The organism is Paenibacillus provencensis (assembly GCF_042678545.1).
In the GTDB taxonomy this organism is placed as follows: Bacteria; Bacillota; Bacilli; order Paenibacillales; family Paenibacillaceae; genus Paenibacillus; species Paenibacillus provencensis.
The window spans coordinates 2484579-2504928 of the sequence record NZ_JBHTKX010000001.1; the positions used below are offsets into that span (position 1 = coordinate 2484579).

18 protein-coding genes are annotated in these 20350 nt (G+C 43.9%); 3 read left to right on the forward strand and 15 right to left on the reverse strand.

The window, feature by feature from the left end; translation table 11 throughout:
- Positions 1 to 52: 52 nt before the first annotated feature.
- A complete protein-coding gene (locus ACFQ3J_RS11960) occupies positions 53 to 1948 on the reverse strand; it encodes a PrkA family serine protein kinase (protein ID WP_251581844.1) in 1896 nt (631 codons plus the stop codon).
- A gap of 432 nt (positions 1949 to 2380) precedes the next feature.
- Between ACFQ3J_RS11960 and ACFQ3J_RS11965 the strand changes: the two genes are divergently transcribed.
- The gene (locus tag ACFQ3J_RS11965) at positions 2381 to 3094 is read left to right on the forward strand and encodes a DUF2161 family putative PD-(D/E)XK-type phosphodiesterase (RefSeq protein WP_091154482.1); all 714 of its coding nucleotides are present in this window, start codon (positions 2381 to 2383) and stop codon (positions 3092 to 3094) included.
- Positions 3095 to 3152: 58 nt separating this feature from the next.
- Here ACFQ3J_RS11965 and ACFQ3J_RS11970 read toward each other — a convergent pair whose 3' ends face one another.
- The 3 genes from ACFQ3J_RS11970 to ACFQ3J_RS11980 form a co-directional block, all read right to left on the reverse strand.
- Positions 3153 to 3779: an FMN-dependent NADH-azoreductase gene (locus ACFQ3J_RS11970; RefSeq protein WP_091154479.1), complete on the reverse strand. Its 627-nt coding sequence runs from the start codon at positions 3777 to 3779 to the stop codon at positions 3153 to 3155.
- 242 nt (positions 3780 to 4021) lie between these two features.
- Positions 4022 to 5248, reverse strand: coding sequence for an aminotransferase-like domain-containing protein (locus ACFQ3J_RS11975; RefSeq protein WP_251581845.1), 1227 nt, complete (start codon positions 5246 to 5248; stop codon positions 4022 to 4024).
- Between the two features lie 97 nt (positions 5249 to 5345).
- Positions 5346 to 6002, reverse strand: a complete 657-nt coding sequence (locus ACFQ3J_RS11980) for a response regulator transcription factor (protein ID WP_091154475.1) — start codon at positions 6000 to 6002, stop codon at positions 5346 to 5348.
- 307 nt (positions 6003 to 6309) lie between these two features.
- Here ACFQ3J_RS11980 and ACFQ3J_RS11985 point away from each other — a divergent pair, with 307 nt between their 5' ends.
- Entirely contained in the window at positions 6310 to 6720 is a 411-nt protein-coding gene (locus tag ACFQ3J_RS11985) for a hypothetical protein (protein ID WP_091154473.1), read from the forward strand.
- Positions 6717 to 7787, forward strand: coding sequence for a phosphodiester glycosidase family protein (locus ACFQ3J_RS11990; protein WP_091154470.1), 1071 nt, complete (start codon positions 6717 to 6719; stop codon positions 7785 to 7787). Before ACFQ3J_RS11985 ends, ACFQ3J_RS11990 begins: the two co-directional genes overlap by 4 nt.
- Before the next feature lie 274 nt (positions 7788 to 8061).
- On the opposite strand, the gene ACFQ3J_RS11995 is transcribed toward ACFQ3J_RS11990, so the two are convergent.
- The 11 genes from ACFQ3J_RS11995 to ACFQ3J_RS12045 all read right to left on the reverse strand — a co-directional run bounded on the left by ACFQ3J_RS11995 (position 8062) and on the right by ACFQ3J_RS12045 (position 20347).
- On the reverse strand, positions 8062 to 8316 hold the full coding sequence (locus tag ACFQ3J_RS11995) for an AbrB/MazE/SpoVT family DNA-binding domain-containing protein (RefSeq protein ID WP_047909978.1): 255 nt from the start codon (positions 8314 to 8316) through the stop codon (positions 8062 to 8064).
- A gap of 160 nt (positions 8317 to 8476) precedes the next feature.
- Positions 8477 to 8941: a tRNA (uridine(34)/cytosine(34)/5-carboxymethylaminomethyluridine(34)-2'-O)-methyltransferase TrmL gene (gene trmL, locus ACFQ3J_RS12000; protein ID WP_091154468.1), complete on the reverse strand. Its 465-nt coding sequence runs from the start codon at positions 8939 to 8941 to the stop codon at positions 8477 to 8479.
- Positions 8942 to 9110: 169 nt separating this feature from the next.
- Positions 9111 to 10199 (reverse strand): 3-phosphoserine/phosphohydroxythreonine transaminase, encoded by a 1089-nt coding sequence (serC, locus tag ACFQ3J_RS12005; protein ID WP_251581846.1) that lies wholly within the window; start codon positions 10197 to 10199, stop codon positions 9111 to 9113.
- Between the two features lie 209 nt (positions 10200 to 10408).
- Complete coding sequence (gene glnA / locus ACFQ3J_RS12010) at positions 10409 to 11833, reverse strand: type I glutamate--ammonia ligase (protein WP_091154464.1); 1425 nt, start codon at positions 11831 to 11833, stop codon at positions 10409 to 10411.
- A gap of 309 nt (positions 11834 to 12142) precedes the next feature.
- Positions 12143 to 13192 (reverse strand): 3-deoxy-7-phosphoheptulonate synthase, encoded by a 1050-nt coding sequence (gene aroF / locus ACFQ3J_RS12015; protein WP_091154462.1) that lies wholly within the window; start codon positions 13190 to 13192, stop codon positions 12143 to 12145.
- Positions 13193 to 13454: 262 nt separating this feature from the next.
- Positions 13455 to 14405: a 4-hydroxy-3-methylbut-2-enyl diphosphate reductase gene (locus tag ACFQ3J_RS12020; RefSeq protein WP_091154459.1), complete on the reverse strand. Its 951-nt coding sequence runs from the start codon at positions 14403 to 14405 to the stop codon at positions 13455 to 13457.
- Positions 14406 to 14484: 79 nt separating this feature from the next.
- Positions 14485 to 15957, reverse strand: a complete 1473-nt coding sequence (locus tag ACFQ3J_RS12025) for a sensor histidine kinase (protein ID WP_251581847.1) — start codon at positions 15955 to 15957, stop codon at positions 14485 to 14487.
- Between the two features lies 1 nt (position 15958).
- Complete coding sequence (locus tag ACFQ3J_RS12030) at positions 15959 to 16648, reverse strand: response regulator transcription factor (RefSeq protein WP_251581848.1); 690 nt, start codon at positions 16646 to 16648, stop codon at positions 15959 to 15961.
- Between the two features lie 166 nt (positions 16649 to 16814).
- Positions 16815 to 18455, reverse strand: coding sequence for a S1C family serine protease (locus ACFQ3J_RS12035; protein ID WP_251581850.1), 1641 nt, complete (start codon positions 18453 to 18455; stop codon positions 16815 to 16817).
- A 165-nt stretch (positions 18456 to 18620) separates the two neighbouring features.
- A complete protein-coding gene (locus ACFQ3J_RS12040) occupies positions 18621 to 19280 on the reverse strand; it encodes a response regulator (RefSeq protein WP_251581852.1) in 660 nt (219 codons plus the stop codon).
- A gap of 38 nt (positions 19281 to 19318) precedes the next feature.
- Positions 19319 to 20347, reverse strand: a complete 1029-nt coding sequence (locus ACFQ3J_RS12045) for a sensor histidine kinase (RefSeq protein ID WP_251582723.1) — start codon at positions 20345 to 20347, stop codon at positions 19319 to 19321.
- Between the last annotated feature and the right edge of the window lie 3 nt (positions 20348 to 20350).

Genomic DNA, 20350 nt, shown 5'->3' on the forward strand with positions numbered 1-20350 from the left:
TATGAAATGGGGTTAAGATGTTTGCAAGGGGATAGGTGTAAAAAAATATAAGTTAGCGGTTCAACAAGCTGCCCACATAACGCAACAGCTCATTTGCGCAGACCGGGCAATAACCGTGCTCGTCAATCAGTCTGGAGCTGACCTCATTAATGCGTTTCAGCTGATTTGCATCTGGTGTTTTGGTTGAAGTTGTAATCTTCACGATATCCTTCAGATCAGCGAACAGCTTCTTCTCAATCGCTTCACGAAGTCGATCATGACTGCTGTATTCAAATTTCTTGCCTTTGCGGGAATAGGCTGAAATCCGAATTAGAATTTCTTCACGGAAGGCCTTTTTTGCATTTTCAGATACACCGATTTGCTCCTCAATGGAACGCATGAGGCGCTCATCTGGATCCATCTCCTCATCGGTCAGAGGATCACGAATTTTACTCCAATTGCAGAAGGCTTCAATATTGTCCAGGTAATTCTCAAACAACGTTTTGGCCGACTCCTCAAAGGAGTAAACAAAAGCCTTCTGCACTTCTTTTTTGGCAAGCTCATCGTATTCTTTGCGTGCTACCGCGATAAAGTTCAAATACCGCTCACGTTCTTCCTTCGTGATGGAGGCATGCTGATCCAATCCGTCTTTGATGGCTCTTAATATATCCAGTGCATTGATGCACTCCAAGTCCTGCTTAATCAGCGCACTCGAAATGCGGTTGATAACATAACGGGGATCAATACCGGTCATGCCCTCTTCCAGATATTCATTCTGCATTTCTTTGAGGTCTGCTTCTTTGTAGCCCTCGACCTCTTCCCCGTCATACATTCTCATTTTTTTAACGAGATCCATGCCTTGTTTTTTGGATTCCTTTAACCGAGTGAGAATAGAGAAGATTGCAGCCGTCTTCAAAGCATGAGGCGCAATATGAATATGGCGCATATCACTTTGTTCAATCAGCTTTTTATATATTTTCTCTTCCTCTGACACCTTCAAATTGTAAGGAATCGGCATAATGATCATCCGTGACTGAAGGGCCTCATTTTTCTTGTTGGATATAAATGCCTTGTACTCCGATTCATTCGTATGTGCCACAATCATCTCATCGGCACTGATCAGTGCAAATCGGCCTGCCTTGAAGTTTCCTTCCTGAGTAAGCGAGAGCAAATTCCATAGAAATTTCTCATCACACTTGAGCATCTCTTGGAATTCCATTAATCCGCGGTTTGCTTTGTTCAGCTCCCCATCAAAACGATAGGCCCGTGGATCGGATTCAGAACCATACTCCGTAATGGTTGAGAAATCAATGCTTCCTGTTAGGTCAGCAATATCCTGAGATTTCGGATCAGAAGGACTAAAGGTACCGATCCCGATTCGATTGTCTTCCGATATAAATACCCGTTCTACACGTACCTTTTCTATGTCACCAACATACTCTGTTTTCAGTCGCATTTGGCAGGAAGGACACAAATTCCCTTCGATTCTTACACCCAGCTCTTTCTCTACCTCAGGTCTTAGCTCCAGCGGGATTAAATGAAGCGGGTCCTCATGCATTGGGCAGCCTTCTATCGCGTAAACTGCACCTTTATCTGTGCGGGAGAATTGCTCTAATCCGCGTTTAAGCAGAGTCACGAGCGTCGATTTCCCTCCGCTGACAGGACCCATCAAGAGTAAAATCCGCTTACGGACATCCAGTCTCCGAGCTGCTGAATGGAAGTATTCCTCAACAAGCTTCTCCACGCTTCGGTCTAGTCCAAAAATCTCCTGCTCAAAAAACTTGTAACGCTTATGCCCTCCGATTTCTTCCACACCGTACGATTTGATCATCTCATACACTCTTGCGTGAGCCGTCATTGCAGGTGTTGGATCCTTTTTTAGAATTTCAATATACTCTTTGAATGTACCCGACCAAGATAAACGATTACTCTCAGCCCGAAATTCAGCAACGCGTTCAAATATGTTCATGCTCCTTCGTACCTCCCATGGCTCCATAATGATTCAGCATCCACTCCGAATAAGGATAAGGTCAATTCATAAGCTCCCCTGCTTCAAATCTTCCCATTAGCGTTAAAATATGCAATCATCTCGCCTACCCTGAAGCTTGACGATTTGATCTAAAAAAAGTGTATTACATACCTATGCGTTAATTCGGATAAGTTGCCTCTTTTTTTGTGACAGGTTCTCTTTTCGAGACTGAAAAACATATGGATCTTAAAATGAACCCTTCCAAGTCATATGCTATACTTGATGAAATATGGATGTTTATGAAAGAGCTTAACTAATACGTTTATGTACTCCTCCATTAAATTAGACATGAACTCGATAAAGGATTAAGCGTACATGGATGCAATTCATACGGTGGAAGGGTTGCACAGCAATAAAGGAGTTTGATCAAGAATGGCCGTTCAATATGAAACAGAATTATACGAGCCGATAAAATCCTATTTTGAGAAGCAAGGATACCATATTAAATCTGAAGTGAATTATTGTGATTTGGTGGGTGTAAGAGAGGATATGCCTGACCCGTTAATTGTGGAAATCAAGAAGACCTTTAATCTATCGCTTCTTCTGCAAGGAATGCAAAGATTAAAAACGAGCAGCAATGTTTATCTTGCCGTTGAACGTAACCGGGTGAAGCGCGGGGCTGCCAATCAGCGGTTTGGAGAGATTACAGACCTATGCAGAAAGCTCGGTTTGGGACTCATCACCGTAATACGGTACAAAACAAAACCTGCTCTTGTCGATTGTTTATGTGTTCCCGAGGCTGCCCTTACTTCCTCCAAAACAATCAAAAGACGCAAAGACCTCCTGCTTAAGGAATTTGATGGACGCAGCGGAGATTACAACCTGGGCGGCAGCCATAAAGCCAAGCTAGTCACTGCCTACCGGGAACGTGCACTTCGAGTTGCGCAGGCACTTGCACCCATTCCGTCCGCCTCTCCTGCCGAGCTTGCCAGACGGACAGGGATAACGAATACAGCTTCCATCCTGCAAAAAAATTATTATGGCTGGTTTACCAGAATTGAGCGCGGCCGGTATACACTGAGTGAGCAGGGAAGAGAGGATTTGGACAAGTATTATGCGGTACTTCAGCAACATCCACTACCTTGAGCTGCAAAAAGGCTGGATGCAATATTCTCGCATCCAGCCTTAAATTTAAAAGTATCGATTAGAAACGGGAAGCCGTTTCTGCAACTTTTCTAAGTCCTTCTTGTACAATTTCTGCAGAGCGGTCAGGGAAGGCATTATGTCCTTCAATAACCAGAACCTCAGGGTTTTGAATACCCCAGAAGCCAAATGCAGAAGCTACGTATTTAACAGCCATTTCAACAGCTGCCAGAGGTCCTTCAGAGTATACGCCGCCGCGAGCGTTCAGAAGTACCACTTTCTTGTCGCCTACAAGACCCGCTGGGCCTTCAGCAGTGTATTGGAAAGTCACACCTGCTTGGCTCAGGTAAGAAATGTAGTTAACAAGCGGTGCAGGAACAGTGAAGTTCCAGAGCGGGAATGCCACAACGACTTTGTCAGCTTCCAAGAATTGTTTTTGATAAAATGCAGCCAGATCAGCAGCTTCTTGCTCAGCTGGAGTCGTTTCGATGCCTTTAGCTACTTTGAACGTGCCTGTTGCGGCATTGTTTCCGTAAGCCGGAAGGTTAGCTGCAAACAGATCCAATTCAATGATGCTGTCTGTAGGATTTGCTTCCTTGTATGCATTATAGAATGTGTCGTACATTTGTACGCTGATCGCTTGATCCGCAGGACGGTCATTCGCTTTGATAAATAATACGTTTGCCATAATAGTAAATTCTCTCCCTAAATAAGTGTAGTTATCTCTATATGTCATTTGAAACCAACTAATAAAGTGATTGCAACTGACTTATAAACATAATATATAAAAATGTTAGTAAGTTCAATAAATAAATTATATTTTGAATTATTTTTCACAATATCTTTAGTTGCATTAATCAAAAGTATACATAAATCAAAACGAAAAAAAAAGAGAGGAAGCCCCTCTCCTTATGTCAACAATATGTCTCTCTAACTTCGAGCCGTAAACTCGGATATCGCTTCGCTGATCAAATTCATCCCGAGTAACAGCTCTTCCCTTCCAGGTCTGCTAAAATTGAGCCTAATATAGTGCTCTGTCTGTTTGCCAGGAGAACACCTGGAGCCAGGCAGGAACGATACACCTTTGTGCAGCACAGCTTTGAGCAGAGCTTCGCTGCTTAGTCCCGGAGGAAGCTCAATCCAGAGGTACATTCCCCCGGTTGGCGGATGATATTTCACATTCTTGAACCCCGGTCTTTTTAACAGCTCAAGCATCAGCTTTAGTCTTACCTCATACTCTCTGTTGAGCAGAGCAAGATGTTCATTCCATTTGAAGGAAGTGGAGCCCAGCAATTGGTACAATATTTGTTGATTGATCGGACTGGATTGCCAATCAGCCATCTGCTTCAAAGAAGACATACCTTGAATCAACCGTTTATCACCGGTTGCCCATCCCGTACGCAGAGCAGGAGCAATAGTTTTACTGAAAGAACCTATATACAGCACATGATTCCCATTGTCTGCTTGATCCATCGCATACAGAGCAGGATAGCTCTCTGAGAAGGGATTTGACGGATCGTCTGCTCCAAAATGCAATTCTCCATAGGAATCATCCTCGATAATCAGCACACTGTATTTTCGACATAGATCCAGTACGGCTTTACGTCTGGGAAGACTCCATAAAATTCCCGTTGGATTTGAAAAACTGGGTGCAGCAAAAAGCAGCTTCGGACGATGCTTCTGAAACTGCTCTTCAAGATGTTCCGGGACAATACCTTCCGTATCGGTAAAAACAGGTAATATGACCGCACCTTGCATCTGCAGCACCTGCAGACATCCTGGTGATGTCGGACTCTCCACGACAACCGTATCACCAGAATCGACCAGAAGTCTTGTGACCAGATCAATCGTCTGCTGTGTACCTGTCGTCAGCAGTATTTGTTCCTCTGTGGTACGAATTCCTTTTCGTAACTCCCAATCCTTACGAATCCAGCCTCTAAGCGGCAAGAACCCTTCTGGCTCACCATATTGTAGAACTGAAGGATCAGACGAGAAGACAGCATGTGCCGCTTCACCCAATCGTTTGATCGGGAAAAACTCCTCCGCAGGAAGCTCTTCAGCCAGCGAGATAAACGAACCTTGTCTTTTGACATTGTTCGTCCTGTTCGCATGTGAAGATAATAACCTGGAGGAATGGGAAGCAAAGGAGAACTCCATGTATTTCCCCCCTATCCGGGTAATCGTCCCATCTCATGATTCCTCTCTCTATCGGGACGTATAAAGACTATTCGCCGTACACATCTATTATGCCTTGTTACACATACTGCTTCTTATGTATTTTGGAATACAAGGTGAACTGTTCAATAGCTTGAGCCCGGCTAGATACGCCCAGTTTTGTGTATATTTTGCGGAGATAGTTGTCTACTGATCTTCTGCTGACATCTATTTCATTAGCGATCTTATCGTATGTCACACCTTGAACGATTCGTTCCATAATGAAGATTTCCATATCTGTAAGCTGAAGATGAATATCTAGTTCCTGGTCCACCGTGTTCGACCACTCGTCATTAGTCAACCAATGCAAAGGAATAGAGGCCAGCCCCTCACGCAGACCGGAAATCATATGAATAAGCTTCATGGGCGAAGATTGCTTAGACAGCATTCCGCTTGCGCCTAGACTTATATTTCTCTTATACAGGTTCAAATTATCCTCATCCGTCATCACGACAATATGAGTGTTTGGAGAGACCTGCTTCATCTCTACGATAAATTGGTCCGCATTTCCGTCAGGCAATTTATAGTCGATTAGAACGAGGTCCGGCTTCAAGCTGCTTACTTCTGCCAATCCATCCACCCCAGTGGAAACCATCGCCCGGACTAATAGGTCCTGATGTTCTTCCAATATTAATTTTGTTCCTAGCATGCTGGTCGGATGAATATCAATCAAGACCACCTGCCATACCTTTCTCATATAAGCTCCTCCTAGTTCGTTAATAGATATAATTTATGAAAATTGATAGAACGTGCGTCAATCATAGTTTAGAGGAAGCACAGCCCAAAAGGATAAAAACAAATCACATTTCACCAGAAAAGACATCCCTCTTAAGTCCTTAATTTGGATTATATATGAAATTGTATCCTAGGACTTCCTTCCGATGCAATCTCTTTTTCCTTTTTCCGCTAAAGAAGTTCTTTTTTGCGTAAGAGGGCGGCCGCATGATAGAATGAGGACTGGAAAATTTATAGAATTTTGTAGGAACAACACGAGGAGTGATGAAATGAATCCATCAACAGAAGAGAACACAAGCCATCACACCCGGCAAGCTGCAAGGAGAAGCAAGCGATCTGTCCGTCTGTTTCTAGTATTATGGATTATTATTATTGCCTTAGGAGCTGCCGCAGCCTACTTATACAGCAATCATTTAAGAGAACAAATGATACTAGAAATTCAGACCTATAATGATCAGCAGTTGCTGGTCGTCAAGCAGGAGTATCAGACACAGCTGGATGAAATCTCAAGTGAGCTGGTCAGCTTGCAGGAGCAAGTTCAGACCTTCAATGAACTGCTGACCTTCACAAAGGACAATGCCGGCAATACTACCGATAACAGTAATCAGCTATATTCTGAGCTTAGAGAAGTGAAGCAGCAGCTGGATACGCTGCAGAAGAAGATGGATCTGTTAAAATGATGACTTCACTGCAAAAAGTAAATCGCTTTTTCATGCTGATTACAGCTCCCTTTATCGGACTGCTTGTATACCTGCTCTTATTGCAGCCGCCGCTCGATTTAAGTTCGCTTTCGCCAAAGGACGAGCTTATTCCGCAAAACACGATTATCTCCCAAACAGAGAATATTAGCCAAGGTCTGGCGGAAGCGAAAGTGCTGGCGGAAACAACCTCTTCTTATATTCAAAAAACAACCGAGTTGTATGAGAATACGACTAAAACGATGGAAAGCATTGCGAACATGACCGCAGCACAAGCAAGAAAACCTGAAGCGATCTATGACAAGCGGATATCTGCAAAGCTTGGCACACCGATTGAACAAGTCAACAGCGACAGGATTCGGATAGAACTATACCAAATGAACCCAGGACCTTATCAAGGCTATGCCATGAAGATCAAGCTTAAGGATCCGAGTGCCATGAAGATGTCGATCGGTGAAGGTGTCGGCAAATCCCAAACGACGATGCAGGCTGTCGCACGCAGTGGTGCGGTTGCAGGCATTAATGCCGGGGGATATGCTGACGCAGGCGGCAGCCGGTATCCACTTAGCACAACGGTAGCTAACGGCAAATACTTGACTGGCTTTCATCCCAGCACGAAGGATCTCTCCTTTGTCGGCTTGAACAAGAAAGGCGAGCTGATTGGAGGAAGATTTACCAAACAAGCCGATCTAGACAAGCTAGAGCCTTCATTTGGCGCCACCTTCGTCCCCATGCTGCTTAAAGACGGCAAGAAGCTGATCATCCCATCCAAATGGAAAACAACGCCGAAGCGTGCACCAAGAACGGTCATTGGCAACTATAAGGATGACCAGCTGCTCATCCTGGTCGTGGATGGATACGATGAAAAAGGAAGTTCGGGAGCAACACTCCAAGAGCTTCAGAATAAAATGTACAAGCTTGGAGTGCAAAATGGCTATAACCTGGATGGCGGCGGCTCCTCTTCACTGATTCTGAATGGACGTGTCGTGAATAAGCCTTCGGACGGTGTCCTACGAAAGCTGCCAACACATTTTCTTTTCTTCGAGTAAACATTTACGAATCAGGAAAAAGATTCCTTTTTGAGACAAGTATCAGTATAATAGAATTCACAAGGTAACAGGAGGTGGATGACATGTCATTTTCGTTGACTTTCTGGATCGTCACCCTGGTGCTTGTATTGTATTTGGGAGGCATACTGACTTCTTCTTACAATGATGACAAGACGAAGGGTCTATAAAATGCACCAAAGAAGCTCCCCTCTGCTGAGGAGAGCTTCTTTCTTTATAAGCCTATGCTGTGCTTGGGCTTGGCTTGGTTTTAAGTTTAGGCGTTCTCTTGAAGACCCGTCATCTCTGTAAGACACACACCACAAATGTAACGATCTTTGAACTCGCTTACTTCTTCCATCGATCCGCAGAAAATGCATTTTGGACGATAACGCTCCAAAATAATATGATCTCCTTGCACTAAAATTTCAACGGGATCTCCTTCATTCATTTGATATCTTTTACGCAAAGATTTCGGCAGCACGATTCTTCCGAGCTGGTCAACCTTACGTACGACTCCAGCAGGTTTCATTAACGGTACACACTCCTGTTCATTTTTCTTTCTTTGTAGGTACAATTGTACTATGTCTATACATTCGCTCTTTTTTTGTCGAATCCTGCAAGAATTAATAAAAATATTAACTTTATTTTAGGTACCCATTTTTTGAAAGTAAGATACCAAAAGTTGGGATTTAATTCATGCCAGGATAATCCAGCTGCCTAAGCGCTTCATAAACGATAATCGCTGCTGAATTCGACAGATTTAGCGATCTGACTGCATCCGTCATAGGCATTCGCATACAGGTATCTGGATTTGCATTAATAAGTTCAGGCGGGAGACCTTTTGTTTCCTTTCCAAATACTAGAAAGTCACCATCTTTAAACTCGAAATCACTGAAACGATTTTTCGCTTTGGTGGTTGCATAGAAAAATCGGCTATCTGCATATTTCTGTCTAACTTCATCAAACGAATTATGGTATTCGATATTTACCGAATGCCAATAGTCCAATCCCGCCCGTTTCAAGGTGCGATCATCCGTGTTAAATCCGAGCGGATGCACCAAATGCAAATGTGTTCCTGTTGCTGCGCAGGTTCTTGCAATATTTCCTGTGTTTGCTGGAATCTCTGGTTCCACAAGTACGATATGTAACGCCATTTGACTCTAATCCCCTCTTATAATGGACTGCAGAATTTTGCCATATCATGCAGCAAAACCTGAATAATGATGAAAATTCGAATCGTATAAAATAAAATTATAATATAAAAAAGCACCTCCCACAATATTTGCAGGAAGTGCCCCGTATTTCCGATGCCTTTATTGAATCTTAGCCATGTGTCTGCTGGAATTGTTTCATAAAATCAGTCAGCGTTTTTACACTCTCCATTGGAACCGCATTGTAAATAGAAGCACGCAGGCCGCCTACGCTGCGATGTCCCTTCAAGCCGATAAATCCTTCTTGCTCAGATTGCTTGATAAATGCCTTCTCCAGTCCCTCATCCGCAATCCGGAATGTAACGTTCATTCTTGAACGATCTCCAGAATGGGCGCAGCCTCGGAAGAAGCCATTGCTCTCGTCTATTGTATTATAGAGGATGCCTGCCTTCTCTTCATTCTTCGCTTCAACGCCGGCAAGACCTCCTTGTTCTTCTATCCATTTCAGAACTTCGTTAACCATATAAATACCAAAGGATGGCGGTGTATTATAGAGAGAATTGTTGCTTACAAATGTATCATAACGGAGCATGGAAGGGAGATGTTTAGGCGATTCGTTAACAAGCTCCTCTTTAGCTACGACGACGGTAACCCCGGATGGTCCAAGATTTTTTTGAGCACCTGCGTAGATCATATCGAATTTCGTCATATCAAGCGATCTGCTTAGAATATCACTGGACATATCTACAATTAAAGGAGTCGTTCCTGTATCCGGGAAGTCTCTAAACTGTGTTCCCTCTATCGTTTCGTTTGAAGTCATATGCAGGTAAGCGGCATTGCTATTCAGTTCAATATCAGAGAGCTCTGGTAGCTTCATGAACTTCGAGGACTCACCTGAAGCAATAATGCTCGTCTCGCCGATCAGTTTTGCCTCAGACAGCGCCTTCTTCGCCCAGCTCCCTGTATGTACATAATGAGCTGTTTGGCCAGCAGACAGGAAATTCATCGGTATCATAGCAAATTGTGTGCTTGCACCGCCTTGCAGGAATAACACTTTATAACCCGTCGGGTTACCGAGAAGCGCAAGAAGGCGTTCCTGCGCTTCGTTATGCACAGCCTCATAAACTGCCCCGCGATGGGACATCTCCATAATCGACATGCCTGTGTTCTTATAATCGACAAATTCAGCTTGTGCCCGATTGAGCACCTCTAATGGCAGTGCCGCAGGTCCCGCATTGAAGTTAAATGCTCTCTTACTCAATATAAAAACCGCCCTTCTCTCCAAGTTAGACTCTCCATATATAACATCTTATGATACGTATGATTATTGGTATGATAGCAGTTATCGTTCGTGTCTTCAAGTGCTTTTCGCACGAATATAAGGCAGTATCTTTACGAATAAGGGAAACCCCCGGGAAATTGAAATTTCCCGAGGGCTTATGATTAATCATTATGTGATATGAGTGCTGATTAGCAGTCGAAGTACAGGCTGTATTCGTGCGGATGAACACGGATAGATACAGCTTTAGCTTCGCCACGTTTGAATTCAATGTAGTTATCAATGAATTCTTTAGTGAATACGCCGCCTTCTGTCAAGAACTCAAAGTCAGATGCAAGAGCGTCAAGCGCCTCATCGAGGGAAGCCGGCACGCTGCGGATGTTCTCTTTGTCTGCATCAGACAGTTCATAGATGTTCTTGTCGATTGGACCATATCCAAGCTCAGTAGGGTTGATCTTCCGTTTGATACCATCAAGACCCGCCATAAGCATAGCTGCAAAAGCAAGATAAGGGTTAGCAGTAGAGTCCGGAGTACGGAACTCGATACGGCATCCTTTAGGTGTTACAGCTGCAACTGGAATACGTACCGCTGCAGAACGATTACCTTTGGAGTACACAAGGTTAACTGGCGCTTCATAACCAGGTACAAGACGCTTAAACGAGTTTGTACTAGGGTTAGTAAGTGCAATAAGCGCTGGAGCATGGTACAGAATACCGCCAATGTAGTGAAGCGCCATTTCACTTAGGTTAGCATATGCGCCTTTTTCGTAGAACAAAGGAGTATCGCCGTCAAAGATGGATTGGTGAACGTGCATTCCACTGCCGTTATCGCCGAAGAGCGGTTTAGGCATGAAGGTCGCCACTTTGCCGTATTGACGAGCTGTATTATGAACGATGTATTTATAAACGAGCAGGTTATCTGCTGTTTTCTTCAATGTATCAAAACGGAAGTTGATTTCTGCTTGACCCGCAGTCGCAACTTCATGATGGTGACGCTCTACGCGAATCCCTACTTCATCAAGAAGACGGGACATTTCGCTGCGGATATCTTGTTGAGTATCCATTGGAGCTACAGGAACGTATCCGCCTTTAGTGCGGATCTTGAAACCAAGGTTGCCGCCTTCTTCTTTGCGGTTTGTATTCCAAGCTGCTTCTTCAGAATCAACATAGTAAGAAGAGCTGTTCGTTCCACTTTCGTAGCGAACGTCGTCAAAGATAAAGAATTCGGATTCCGGAGCAAAGTTTGCACGTGTACCGATACCTGCTTTTTGCAGATATTCTTCGGCTTTAACAGCGATGCCGCGCGGGTCACGCTCATAACGCTCTCCGTCTGGAGTGAAAATATCACACATTACGTTTAGTGTAGGATGTGCTGTGAATGGGTCAATAAAAGTGGATTCTGGATCCGGCATCATTACCATATCGGATTCTTCGATACCACGGAAACCTGGAATAGAAGATCCATCAAATGCTACCCCGTTAACAAAGGTTTCTGCTTCAACTTCAGATGCTGGCAGTGAGATATGGTGAGCGCGGCCAGATAGATCTACAAAACGAAAATCTACCCATTCAATGTTGTTTTCCTGAATTGATTTCAATACATTTTCAACAGACATGTGTTCTTCCTCCCAAATTTTCCGAACATTTGACGAGCTAAGCCTTGTGAATGTTCATTAAATCGAATTTTTAACTGAGGTAAGTATAAATCCCAAATCTTACATCGTCAATACTTATGTCAGGTATTTTTTATACTAGTGTAAGATATACTCACACTTTAATGAAAAAATACGAATATAGACAAATAGCCTAAATCTCCGGTTTAGAAGCCGGAAAGATAGGCAATTTATCACATGAGAATGATACATTTAATTTTACATTTTATTAATATTTTACCTATTATCAATAAATTTTCGTCTTTGTCATTATTAAAGACTTGCAGTTATAGGTGATTTCTTTGTATTAAATGACTTACCTACAATTGGAGCAAGCTTCTCCAAATCCTGAAGCAAATGAGCAAACTGATCCGGGAACAATGATTGAACGCCATCGCCAGTCATCGAATTGTCAGGGTCCGTATGCATTTCAATAATCAAACCATCTGCACCTGCCGCTACAGAAGCCTTCGTCATCGGTTCAACAAGCTCTCTGCGTCCCGTTCCATGACTTGGGTCCGAAATGACCGGCAAATGGCTGAGCTGCTGAAGCACAGGAATTGCTGACAAATCCAGTGTATTCCGAGTGTAGGTCTCAAATGTGCGGATTCCGCGTTCACAGAGCATAACATTCGGATTCCCTCCAGCCAGGATGTACTCGGCCGCATTCAAGAATTCATCATAAGTAGCACTGAAGCCGCGTTTAAGAAGCACAGGCTTACCGCAAGTTCCAAGCTTGCGAAGCAAATCAAAATTTTGCATGTTACGTGTTCCGACTTGGAGGATATCTGCATACTCAGCGCAAATGTCTACATATTCAGGGGTCATGACCTCAGTAATGGTTAGAAGGTCATGTTTCTTCCCCGCTTCCGCCATCATGATAAGTCCTTCCACACCAACCCCTTGGAAGCTGTAAGGTCCCGTCCGTGGTTTAAATGCTCCTCCGCGAAGTATTTGACCTCCTGCTGCTTTAACGAGCCCCGCAATCTCATCGATCTGCTCAGCGGATTCAACCGCACATGGACCACCCATGACGACCAGCTCGCCGCCGCCAATATTTACGCCTTTTATTGAAATGACTGTATCCTCAGGATGAAAGTCTCTGCTTGCTAGTTTGTATGATTTCGAAATTTTGACCACGTTCTCTACACCTTTCATTTGTCGTAAATGTTCTGCAAGTTTAGGCTCAACGGAACCAATGAGTCCGATTACGGTCCGATCCTTCCCTCTAGAGAGATGAACCTGGAGTCCTTCCTTCTCTATGACGGCAATAATATCCTGAAGCTGCTCCTCAGGCGTAGTGTTTCCAGTTATAACGATCATATATAATCGATACCTGCCTCTCAATAAGAAATTAAAGTCTGTTTTATTATGAATGACCTCATATTCTGTAGAACTTATTCACACTTAAACGCTTGTTCGCTTTTAAGCTTTTATACGTTAAAGCAACTATACATCATTATGTCTCCTTCGTCAATAATTAGATTAGTGTATGTATTTCCTTATCATTTTGACACTTCTCTGATTAATTAATTCTTAATGAAAGAGGAAGATCAGCGAGATGCCGACCTTCCTCATGATGGTTTTATGAATTTGTTTTTACCCGAACTTGCGGGAGCAGCTTCTTCATGTTGATGGTCCGTCGAATTTCCCAAGTCTCCGGGTTCTCTTGATCATACTGCTCTAGATAGGTAATGACTTCCTTTGTAATCGGAGTAGGCGTGGATGCTCCCGAAGTCACGGCAACTTTCTTAATGCCATGGAGCCACTCCTGTTTAATCTCAGTTACATCAGATACCCTGTATGCTGTAGTTCCTGCGATCTCTTCCGATACTTGAGCCAAACGATTTGAGTTATTGCTGCGCGGATCACCGACAACGATCACCAGATCTGCTTGACCTGCCTGCTCTGCAACAGCTTCCTGACGAACCTGCGTGGCCAAACATATCTCATTATGCACTTCTGCCCCCGGGTATTTGTCCAGCAGCTTCTTCATAATGTGTTTAATATCCCATTGACTCATCGTCGTCTGGTTTGTGATGATGATTTTGCCGTTTGGAACATCTAGAGTATCAATCTCGTCCTCACGTTCAATAAGATGAACACAATCCGGAGCAATACCAATGGCTCCCTCCGGTTCAGGATGCCCCTTTTTGCCGATATAAATAATTTGATAGCCTTCCGTAGACTTTTCTTTAATCAGGTCGTGAGTCTTAGTTACATCCGGACATGTTGCATCAACGGTCGTAAGACCTTTGTCTCTTGCCAGCTTGCGGACTTCAGGAGAAACCCCATGAGCTGTAAAAATAACCGTACCTTTATCAACCTGCTTCAAGATCTCCATCCGATTCGGGCCATCGAGCGTAATAATGCCTTCGTCTTCAAAGGAATTCGTCACATGACTGTTATGAACAATCATACCAAGTATATAAATGGGCCGCGGTAAATCCAAATTGTTCGCCGCCTGTCTTGCGAGCACCATAGCATCTACCACACCATAGCAGTAACCGCGAGGAGAAATTCGTAGTACTTCCATGTTGCCACCTGCTTTCTTTACACATAATGGAGCCTTAAATCATCAACTTAGAAAAAAGCTCCGCATTTCGTATTATACCTTATTCTAAAGGGGGAGCCAACTCGAGCGGGAGCCATACAATAAATGTCGTCCCTTCTCCCAGCTTAGTCACAACCTCCACTGAGCCGTTATGCTCATCAATAATCCATTTTGCGATGGATAATCCAAGTCCAGTGCCCTTTGTTATCCCCCTTGACTCATCTGCTCTATAGAAGCGGTCAAAGATATAAGGCACTTCATTCTTGTCCATCCCAATGCCCGTGTCACTAATGCGTAGACCAACTTGTCCGTTATACACTACAGCATCCAAGGTCACTATCCCCTCAGGGGTATACTTAAAGGCATTCTCTATAAAGATAAACAGCATTTGCTGCAAATAATCCTTATTGCCTAGAACATAGGTGCCATTCAGGACTTCAAAATCGCTGTATTTCCATTCAGCCGTACGAGGAAGATGCTGAGCTCTGCGCGCTACATCCTTCACCAGGATCGACAGCGGAGTCGGATTCAGATCAATTGTCTGCCCCGTATCCGCACGAGCCAGAGACAGCATATCATTAACGAGCCTGCTCATACGTCTGCCCTCATCTGCAATATCCTCAATTGCTTCAAGGGTTATTTGTTCCTTCATTTCATTTGTCAGCGCTTTGCGATCCTCCGGATCGGGGTCCCATAGCTTCTTTAAGAAATCCGTATTTCCCCTGATGGTTGTCAGTGGAGTTCTTAATTCATGAGAAGCGTCAGAGACGAACCGTCTTTGAGCTGCATAAGCATCCTCCAGCTCTTTGAAGAATCCCTCTGTACGTTCAAGCATGTTATTAACCGTAGTGATCAGTTTGCCAATCTCATCATTTGGTCCGTTATACTCAATTCGTATGCTCAGATCATTTCCGGACTGAATACCATCTGCCGCATCAATAATATGGATAAGCGGACGCATGGACTTGCGGGCAAGAAACAATCCGACACTCATCGCCAGAACAAGAGTAATACTGGATACATAGATCAGAATAAGCAACAGTCTGTCCATTAAACGATCTTCTGATGCCGTAATCGTACCAACTTGCAGCATGCCAATAACCTGATCGGTCGATTGTAATACCAATGGAAACTGATATACGAGAAAAGGCGAATTGTCCACAGTCATTCTTGCCCAACCTTCGCTCGTTCCCGCTTTACTAAAATCAGGTACGCTAAACCGGTAATCACGCAAATTATCAGAAGCCACCGCTCTGTCGCTTGTATAGTTATATAACTGAACGTAAATCTGCAAATCTGCAAGCTGATTGGCCTTCTCTGGAAGAATCAAGTTCAGCTCTTCAGTAAAATCCGGATTTCGAACGAGCACAGCACTAATTCGCTGACTGATGCTCTTGGTCTGGGTGAGGATCTCGGATTCTACATCTTCATATGCGTAATAATGCACAAGGGCGTATATTACAGAACCAAATAGAAGCAGTACGGCAGCAAGCAAGCCTGAATACCATAAAGTCAGCCGTAACCGGATAGACATACTAGTTGTCTCCTCTCAGAATATAACCCGCGCCACGAATGGTCTGAATAATACGTTTACCTCCGTGTTCTTCTGTTTTTTGCCGAAGCATAGCAATATATACCTCAAGTACGTTTGATTCTCCGCTGTAATCAAATCCCCATATTTTATCCATAATCAAATCTCTGGACAGCACGCGTTTTGGATTCTGCATGAACAAATACAGAAGCTCGAACTCTTTTGCCGTCAAATCTAGGCGCTGTCCTGCACGATGCACCTCACGCGCATCATAATCCAAGATCACATCTTCGAATGTCAGTCGATTATTGCTGCTCCCATTTGTTTCCGTTTTACGTCTTAATAGCGCCCTAACCCTGGCAAGCAGCTCCTCCAGTGCAAACGGCTTAACAAGATAATCATCTGCACCAAGGTCAAGACCCTTGACACGCTGCTCAATTTCGTCTTTTGCGGTCAGCATCAGAATAGGGACACTACTTCCCCCTTCCCTAAGCCGTCTGCATACTTCAAATCCATCCACCTTGGGCATCATTACATCAAGGACCACAACATCAGGTTCGACCTCTAGCATTTTTTGTAAACCCTCGGCCCCATTTGATGCCGTAAGCACGTCATAACCTTCAAAGGCAAGACCTCTTCTAAGCATGGATATAATTTTATCGTCGTCATCAATAATCAAGATCTTCGAACGCACCCCAGCATCTCCTTCTTTATCCCATTCATTTGAATGGTTCTCTTTCTACCTTATATTGTATCAGGCATCGCGTTTGCTTTCTATCTCATAGAAGAAGGCAAAAAAGCGAAAGGGCGCCTCCCCTTCGCTTTCAGCTTATCAGACATTAATACTGACGTTCTTTCACTTACGGCGCTATGCTCTGCGAATTTTGCTGTTCAGTGGTGTCAAAGTCATTCCGGTCGCCGATCTTTACTTTGACATCCATCGTATTACCGTCTCTGTTTACATTCAGCGTAATTTCATCCCCGACTTTATGAGTTTGAATCTGTTCGATGAGATCGGTTGTTGTTGCATAGTTCTCTCCGTTGATCCCTGTAATAATATCATACGGACGAAGATCTGCAGTATAAGCCGGAGATTGGTAAACCAGGTTCATGACAACAGAACCTTCTGTAAGATCAGTTCCCATTTGTTTAGCTACTTCCGGAGTCAAATCCATCAGAGACGCACCGATGAAGGGTTCTGGCTCTTTCGGAATTTCTTCATTATTTTTAAGCTTATCAACGACATTCAGAATTACGCTGGAAGGAATGGCAAATCCAATACCCTGCGCATCTGCACTTACAGCCACGTTCATACCGATAACTTCACCTTGCAGGTTGAGAAGCGGACCTCCCGAGTTCCCTGGGTTAATTGAAGCATCCGTTTGCAGCAGGTTTTTGTACTCATTCGCTGCTCCTGTTGTTTCATCATTAATAGTAATCGTACGATCCTTCGCGGACAGCACTCCTGCTGTTACCGTATGCTCAAATCCGCCTGGATTACCGATAGCAACGAGCCATTCTCCTACCTCTACCTCATCTGAATTGCCCATAGCTGCTACTGGAAAATCATCTCCTTCGATTTTGAGCACGGCCAGATCCAGATCCGGACTGCTACCGAGCAGCTTCGCCTCGTACGGTTTATTGTTGTCCTCAAGTGTAACCTGGATAACATCAGCACCAGAGACAACATGCTCATTGGTGAGAATGTAACCGTCTTTTTCAAAGATAAATCCTGATCCTACTCCCAAAGGAGTCAGCTGATTGGATTGTCCGCTGCTTCCGTTTCCGTTACCGTTGTTCGAGCTGCTTCCACCACCATTACCACCGAAGAAGTATTGATATAGTGGATCGTTATAGTATGGACTTTGTCTTGAATTACTTGATGCTGAGTTTGAGAAGGTCTCAATTTCTACGACAGCGGGACTTACTTTGCTAACGACACCAGATATGTCTTGTGAACCCACAGGCAATGAAGTCGTTACACCTGAGCCGCTTGAGGTGGCTGGTTCACTGCTGGCCGTTTCGCCTGCAGAAGTTGTGTTGTTCGAAAACGCTGCTTCCGGGGTAAATAGATTCATACGATCTGATGTAAACATCAGGACAGCAATAACTAACATGCCTGCAATAAAGGAAAATACACCTGTCTTGAAGTTTGATCTCGATTTGGGCTTGCGGTTATAATTCCAGTTCCGCTGATCTCCGCCGCCTCCGCTCGAACCTTGAGATTCGTTATCGGGACGGATGTAAGAGCCGCCTGAACGAGTAAAATTGCTTGAGCTTCTTTCGACCATGGTAGGTATAGGCTTAATCGGCTCAGGAGGTGTGACCTCAACATCGTTTGCTTCAGGAGCCGGATTCTCCTTATCGGTATTCATAGATTGAAATGGTCCATAGGAATAATAGTAAGAGCCGCTGTTTTCGGATTTGCGGGATTCATTTAATGATTGTTCACGCTCATCATCTTCACGACCGAATCTGTTATTGTTGTTACTGTCGCTCATGTCGTTTGACCTCCTAATCTCATACAGAAGAGATGTTCTATTAACTGTCTTTATTTTGTACTTTAAACCTTAAGTACACATTAAAAACAATTAAAAAGGAGATAAAACCGCATAAATTCATAGAACGTATTATAAAAATGACGTTATAAAGATCGTAAATATCGCTTATGTATTTACCCAGCCTTTTCGATGGGCATAGATAGCAAGTTGTGTTCGGTCTTCCATTTCAAATTTCATTAGCAGGTTGCTGACATGCGTCTTCACGGTCTTAATACTAATATGAAGCTCTTCAGAAATATCCTTATTGCTCTTTCCTTCAGCAATGAGCAGCAGCACTTCCTTTTCCCGCTCCGTCATCCCTGAATCATCTTCCTTCACGGTTTTTTGACGCAGTCCTCTTGTCAGCGCTCTGGATATATCATTGGTCATGACAGGCATGCCTCTCTTTGCTCCTTGCAGAGCATAGATCAACTCTTCCGCAGAGACGGTTTTTAATACATAGCTGACCGCTCCAGATTCAATAGCTTCGAGCACGAGATGATCTTCCAGAAAACTGGTCAAAATAATGATTTTTACATTCGGAAATTCAGGCAGAATTGCTCTGATCGCCTCAGCTCCATTCAGCCGCGGCATCATCAAGTCCATTAGAATCAGTTCTGGCAAGTCGTCTGCAGCACAGCTTCGAAGAAGCTCGATGGCGTGTTGTCCATCTGTTCCTTCGAGAACGACTTCAAATGAAGGATCCAAACTAAGATACGTTTTTAAACCCATCCTTACCATATCATGATCGTCAACGATCATAATCTTTGTCTTCTGTACGTTCATCCGTTCCTTCTCCTTATTAATGGTAGTAAATACCTAGGTTAGGTTATATCTGGAAATTTGGGTATATGCACTCTTATTGTTGTACCTGCTCCTGGCAGTGTAATGATATCTACATGACCTCCGAGCTTTTCCGCTCTTTCCTTCATCGTCATCAGTCCGTATGACCCCTGTCTTCCTGACGCATCTGCCTTGAATCCCTTGCCGTTATCACTTACACTAAACGCAATTTGTCTGAGCTCTTCTCTAAGCGACAGGCTTACAAAGCTGGCCTCCGAGTGCTTAACAATGTTCGCCATCGCTTCTTGTATAATCAGAAACATTTGATGCTCGATTGCCTCAGAAATATCACCTATGATCTCCAGCTCTTTAACACCCTTCAGCCCATTTTGCCTACAATAATCCGGGAACCAGATTTCAAGCGCCTCAGCAAGACTTCGATTCTCAAGCTCAACCGGCCGCAACTGTGCAATGAGTGCTCTCATCTGCTTCTGGGCCGTCTGAGACATCGTAATAAGCTGATCTAGGACCCTCTTACCTTGCTCTTCATTTCCATTTTGAAGCAATGCTGGCAAAGCAGAAGCAGACATATGAATGGCAAATAGCTGCTGACTAACCGTATCGTGCAAATCTCTGGCCATTCGCCGTCTTTCCTCGAGCACCGCGGTTTCAGCAGCCTTCTCCTTCTCCACTACCTCCTGTTCTCCCCATTTCTGCACCCATTTTACCTTGTGCTCGACGGCATCCATCATCGTGTTAAACTGGCGATATATACTGGAAAAAGAGGAATCCTCCGTTTCACTCATTCGAGTGGAAAGATTCCCTTTTGTAACCTGCAGCATGCTTAAATCCAGCATATCAATTTTGCGCTGAATGCGCAGCCCTGCAATATATCCGATAATGATGGTTGTGATCACAATCGTAATCACTGAATAGATCCAGGATGGAGACTGCATAAAGTCTACAAATCCCCTCCTGAGCGCTGTGTAGATAATTCCGATCGTAATCAGACTGTTTATGGCAAAAAACAACAAGAGCTCCCATTTGGCTGTACGGAATATCATCTTCATCAT

Bases quoted from the DNA above. Each gene is read 5' to 3' on its own strand.
- ACFQ3J_RS11960 (WP_251581844.1), bottom strand. From the start codon at position 1,948: ATGAACATATTTGAACGCGTTGCTGAATTTCGGGCTGAGAGTAATCGT.
- ACFQ3J_RS11965 (WP_091154482.1), top strand. From the start codon at position 2,381: ATGGCCGTTCAATATGAAACAGAATTATACGAGCCGATAAAATCCTAT.
- ACFQ3J_RS11970 (WP_091154479.1), bottom strand. From the start codon at position 3,779: ATGGCAAACGTATTATTTATCAAAGCGAATGACCGTCCTGCGGATCAA.
- ACFQ3J_RS11975 (WP_251581845.1), bottom strand. From the start codon at position 5,248: ATGGAGTTCTCCTTTGCTTCCCATTCCTCCAGGTTATTATCTTCACAT.
- ACFQ3J_RS11980 (WP_091154475.1), bottom strand. From the start codon at position 6,002: ATGAGAAAGGTATGGCAGGTGGTCTTGATTGATATTCATCCGACCAGC.
- ACFQ3J_RS11985 (WP_091154473.1), top strand. From the start codon at position 6,310: ATGAATCCATCAACAGAAGAGAACACAAGCCATCACACCCGGCAAGCT.
- ACFQ3J_RS11990 (WP_091154470.1), top strand. From the start codon at position 6,717: ATGATGACTTCACTGCAAAAAGTAAATCGCTTTTTCATGCTGATTACA.
- ACFQ3J_RS11995 (WP_047909978.1), bottom strand. From the start codon at position 8,316: ATGAAACCTGCTGGAGTCGTACGTAAGGTTGACCAGCTCGGAAGAATC.
- trmL (WP_091154468.1), bottom strand. From the start codon at position 8,941: ATGGCGTTACATATCGTACTTGTGGAACCAGAGATTCCAGCAAACACA.
- glnA (WP_091154464.1), bottom strand. From the start codon at position 11,833: ATGTCTGTTGAAAATGTATTGAAATCAATTCAGGAAAACAACATTGAA.
- aroF (WP_091154462.1), bottom strand. From the start codon at position 13,192: ATGATCGTTATAACTGGAAACACTACGCCTGAGGAGCAGCTTCAGGAT.
- ACFQ3J_RS12020 (WP_091154459.1), bottom strand. From the start codon at position 14,405: ATGGAAGTACTACGAATTTCTCCTCGCGGTTACTGCTATGGTGTGGTA.
- ACFQ3J_RS12025 (WP_251581847.1), bottom strand. From the start codon at position 15,957: ATGTCTATCCGGTTACGGCTGACTTTATGGTATTCAGGCTTGCTTGCT.
- ACFQ3J_RS12035 (WP_251581850.1), bottom strand. From the start codon at position 18,455: ATGAGCGACAGTAACAACAATAACAGATTCGGTCGTGAAGATGATGAG.
- ACFQ3J_RS12040 (WP_251581852.1), bottom strand. From the start codon at position 19,280: ATGAACGTACAGAAGACAAAGATTATGATCGTTGACGATCATGATATG.
- ACFQ3J_RS12045 (WP_251582723.1), bottom strand. From the start codon at position 20,347: ATGAAGATGATATTCCGTACAGCCAAATGGGAGCTCTTGTTGTTTTTT.